3 protein-coding genes are annotated in these 4,399 nt (G+C 55.7%); all 3 read right to left on the reverse strand.

Annotated features, from left to right (window positions below):
* Positions 1 to 211 precede the first annotated feature (211 nt).
* On the reverse strand, positions 212 to 1,270 hold the full coding sequence (locus B2Y11_RS03920) for a tetratricopeptide repeat protein (RefSeq protein ID WP_291056465.1): 1,059 nt from the start codon (positions 1,268 to 1,270) through the stop codon (positions 212 to 214).
* Between the two features lie 63 nt (positions 1,271 to 1,333).
* A complete protein-coding gene (locus B2Y11_RS03925; RefSeq protein ID WP_288269848.1) occupies positions 1,334 to 2,200 on the reverse strand; it encodes a 2-oxoacid:ferredoxin oxidoreductase subunit beta in 867 nt (288 codons plus the stop codon).
* A 2-nt stretch (positions 2,201 to 2,202) separates the two neighbouring features.
* Positions 2,203 to 3,951 (reverse strand): 2-oxoacid:acceptor oxidoreductase subunit alpha, encoded by a 1,749-nt coding sequence (locus B2Y11_RS03930; protein WP_291056472.1) that lies wholly within the window; start codon positions 3,949 to 3,951, stop codon positions 2,203 to 2,205.
* Positions 3,952 to 4,399 lie beyond the last annotated feature (448 nt).

The following is a 4,399-nucleotide window of genomic DNA, read 5'->3' on the forward strand; positions in this document are numbered from 1 at the left end:
GCACGCAGCCCCGCTCGAGATGACCATGGCGGCGGCCGCATAGGGGCAGGAGATTTCTCGGCTCAGAGCTTCATTAGAGACCAAAGTCTTCCCCCCCATGCCGGCACGTCCCTCCCCTCGGGATGGCCATGAGGGGGAACTGCTTACTGTCATTGACCCAAATAAAGACATACAAAAAAGACCGGCCCTGGCCGGTCTTTTTTGTTCCTTTTTATCGGAGTTCGTAGTTGTAGTCTTCTTTGAGAATGTGGATGGCGCCTATGTCGCCTTTCATGGCTGCTTTGATGAGCCAGTTCATGGCAGCTTTTTCGTCTTTTTCCACGCCTTCTCCGTTGGCCAGGGCGTAGCCGTAGTGGGCCATGGCGAAGGGGTCGCCTTTTTCGGCGGCTTTCTGGTAGAGTTTCACCGCTTCTCCGATGTCTTCTTCCACACCCAGGCCTGCTTCGTAGCAGAGGCCCAGGGCGGACCAGGCGGCGGGGATCCGGTTTCTGGCGGCCCTTTTGTAGCATTCAAAGGCTTTGACGGCGTGGTCTTTGGTGCCGCTTTTGGTGAAGGCAAGGCCCAGGCGGAGGAAGGCTTCTTTGTCTCCCAGGGTTTCCGCTTCTTCTGCCATGTGCCAGGCTTTGGCAGGGTCTACGCTGCCGGCGGCGCCGGTGATGTATTCTCCGCAGGCCACGGAGAGGAAGCCTCTGAGGGTCATGTCTCCATCAGGGTCTCCTTCTTCTCTTCCTTTGCGGATCCACATTTCGGCGGCGGTAAGGTCTTTCTGGGTGCTGGTGCCGGCGGCGTAAAACATACCGGTCATAAGCATGGCGCTGGTGTCGCCTCTTTCGGCGGCGAGGAGGTAGTAGCGGAAGGCTTTTTCGTGGTTGACTTTACCCATGATGCCTTCGTCGTAGATTTTGCCCAGGAGGGAGGCTGCTTCGGTGCTGCCTGCGTCGGAGCAGTGTTCCAGCATTCTTCTGGCTTTCCGGGGGTTGGGCTTGTTGCCGTTGATGCCACGGAGGTAGAGTTTGCCCAGGGCCAGCCCTGCGTCTTCGATGCCGTATTCTACGCTGATTTTGTAGCAGTTCTCTGCTTTTGTTTCGTCTTTGTCCACGGTGCTGCCTTTTTCCCATTGGCCGCCCAGGACGTAGATTTCATAGGCCGCTTCTCTGGCGCCCATGTTTGCTGCTTTCCTGAAGTATGTGACTGCCTCGTCCATGTCCCCCATATGGAGGCAGTCCTGCCCCATGGAGTAGTAATATTCCATCATTCGATCAGATGCCATAATAGTCCTGCTCCTTTTTGAAATGGCTCCGGAAAGCCGGGCCCCGGAGGGCGGCTTCGGAGGTTATCTGAATTCTTTGCAGAGGTCTTCGAAGAGCGCTTCGGAGGGCTTTTCTACGTGGTCGATGAGCCGTACGTCTTTGGAGGGGACGATGTCTCCGAAGGGAATGCCCTCTTTTTCTTCGTAGATGACGCCGGTGACAAGACTGTCGGTTTCCGCCAGGAGGTGGAAGGCTTCGGCTTTGCTGGTGGGGTCATAGGTTTCGCGGACGTCGGAAATCTTTTTCAGGTGTTCGTTGTACCACTGGACGGTGTTCATGTGGTTGAAGGTGACGCAGGGGGTGAAGATGTTCACGTAGGAGAATCCTCTGTGGTCCACTGCTTTTTCGATGATGTCCACCAGGTTTTTGCCGTCGATGGCATAGGCCTGGGCTACGAAGGTGGCGCCGGCGGCGATGGCCATGGCGGGGACGGCCAGCGGGGTCAGGGGGTTTCCATCCGGGGTGGTCTTGGTGACGAAGCCCTTGGAGGAAGCGGGGGATGTCTGGCCCTTGGTGAGGCCGTAGACCTGGTTGTCGAAGACCAGGTAGGTGATGTCCATATTTCTCTTCATGGCATGCATGGCGTGGCCGAGGCCGATGGCGTAGGAGTCGCCGTCGCCGGAGCATACGATGAGGTGGGTGTCTTTGTTGGCGCATTTGATGCCCTGGGCGAAGGGAAGGGCCCTGCCGTGGGTGGTGTGGGCGCCGTAGCAGTACTGGTAGCCGCCGATACGGGAGGAGCAGCCGATGCCGGAAATCAGGGTGATGTCTTCATTGGCCCAGCCTTTTTTGGCGCAGACGGCGGAAATAGCGTTCTGGATGCCGTAGTCGCCGCAGCCGGGGCACCAGTTTGGTACGATGGTATTTTTATAGTCTCTCGGTGAAGCCATAATCAGAAGACCTCCTTGGCTTTGTTCACAATGGTAGAAGTGGTAAAGGGTGTGCCGTCGTACTGGAGAAGGGACAGCAGTTTGTCATGACAGTCGAAGTGAATGGCAAAGAGTTCACGGAGCTGGGCTGTCAGGTCTTCTTCTACGATGAGAACTTTCTTTGCGCCTTCCATGTAGGGACGGAGGGCTTCGGTGGGGAACGGGGAGAGGAGACGGAGCTGGAGGTGGTTGACTTTCTTTCCTTCCGCTTCCAGTTCTTCTACCGCTTCTTCCAGGGCGCCATTGGTGGAGGTGACGCCTACGAGGAGAAGGTCGGTGTCTGTGTCTTCATGGGTCACATAGAATGGTTTGATGGCAGAGGGGACGGCTTTGAATTTCCTGTGCCGTTTTTCCATTTCCATGACGCGGTCGGCCTGTCCTTCAGCGGGCTTGCCGAATACGTTGTGTTCGAGACCGGTGGAAAGGAACATGCCGTTCTTCACGCCGGGGATGGTTCTCGGGGAAATGCCGTCTTCACTGTCTTCAAAGCGGTGGAAGTAGGCTTTCTTCTTTGTATCCAGTTCCGGCAGTTCTTCGGTGAGGAGTTTGCCGCGGTGAATGCCTACGCGGTTCATGTCGAAGGCCGGTACGGACTGTTTGCACATGCCGAACTGCAGGTCCGAGAGGACGATGACAGGGGTCTGGAATTCTTCGGCCAGGTTGAAGGCTTCCTGGGTAATGTAGTAGCAGTCTTCAATGGAGGAAGCAGCCAGCACGATTTTTTCCGCATCGCCGTGGCCCGAGGCAATGGCGTAGCGGATGTCGCTCTGTTCTACCTTGGTGGCCATGCCGGTGGAGGGGCCTGCGCGCATGACGTCGATGATGACTACCGGGATTTCCGCCATGGCAGCCATGGAAATGGATTCGGCCATCAGGGAGAGCCCGGGGCCGGAGGTGGCGGTGAAGGCGCGCACCCCTGCATAGCCGGCGCCCATGGCCATCATGCAGGAGGACAGTTCGTCTTCCGTCTGCACCACGGTGCCGTGAATCTTATGAACCACTTTGATCATGTATTCCATGATTTCAGAAGCGGGGGTAATAGGATAGGAAGCCATGAAACGGGAGCCGGCGGAAATGGCGCCCAGAGCGGCTGCTTCGTTGCCCAAAAGGTAAAGCTGGTCCTTCTTCGGCGGCGTAGCCAGTTTGCCCAGCTCTACGCCGTGCATGGCAGCAATGGCGGTATCATAGCCTTCCTTGAAGATTTCCTTGTTCTTTGTAATGATTTCTTCACCTTTTTTGGCAAAGCGGTCTGCAATGAATCCATAGAAGGGGCTTTCCGGGAATCCCAGAACGCCGGCGCTCATGCCCAGGGCTGCAATGTTCTTCATCTGCAGGCTGCCGTATTTCTTGGCCAGCTCCGTAATAGGAAGGGCCAGCATGATACGGCCGCTGTGGGCTTCAAACTTCGGATGGAATGCGTCGTCGGCAATGATGACGCCCCCTTCCGGCACTTCTTTGCCGTGGAGATCAATGGTCTCCTGGTCCAGTGCTACCAGGCAGTCTACATGTTCGCCGATGGTAGCCACTTCCTTCGTGGCAATGCGAAGGGCAATGGTAGTATGGCCACCTTTAATGCGGGATGCAAAAAGGCGCTGGCTGAACAGGGAATACCCTTCCTGCGCCAGTACACGGCCCAGGATCTCGCCGCAGGACTCTACGCCCTGCCCCTGCTGGCCGCCCATTTTCCAGATAAAATCACGTTTTGTTTCCACTCCATCTGCCTCCTTGGTGATGAATCATGGGGAAAATATTATATATAGGTGAATCGTTTTTACACATACTCACACATTTTTATTATACCACCTTGGGGCTGTGAAATCTTGGGAAAATATTAATATTGATAAGTGATGGGGCTTCGCTCCAAGGGGAAAGGTTCTTAAGATGGACCGGCCTTACGGCCGGAGGGTTCTTAGGTTTGACGGGCCCTTTGGCCCGAGGGTTGTGGATTGCCATGGAGCAATGAATTTTATATGCCGTTTCGCGGCAGTGGTGAGCGCCTTTAAAATAAAAGGGCGCCTATTTTTTATAAAACCATGCAACCGCGCCTGCGGCGCGAGGGAAATGACCCCTTCTGCCTACGGCTTCTTCCCCGGAGAGGGAGATTTGCTCTGTGCTTACCTATCTCCCCCATAAGCTGCACTAGGGAAGCACTGATTAATT

The sequence above is a fragment of the Dialister sp. UBA1703 genome (assembly GCA_002320515.1).
Taxonomy (GTDB): Bacteria; Bacillota; Negativicutes; order Veillonellales; family Dialisteraceae; genus Dialister.

Bases quoted from the DNA above. Each gene is read 5' to 3' on its own strand.
- B2Y11_RS03920 (WP_291056465.1), bottom strand. From the start codon at position 1,270: ATGGCATCTGATCGAATGATGGAATATTACTACTCCATGGGGCAGGAC.
- B2Y11_RS03925 (WP_288269848.1), bottom strand. From the start codon at position 2,200: ATGGCTTCACCGAGAGACTATAAAAATACCATCGTACCAAACTGGTGC.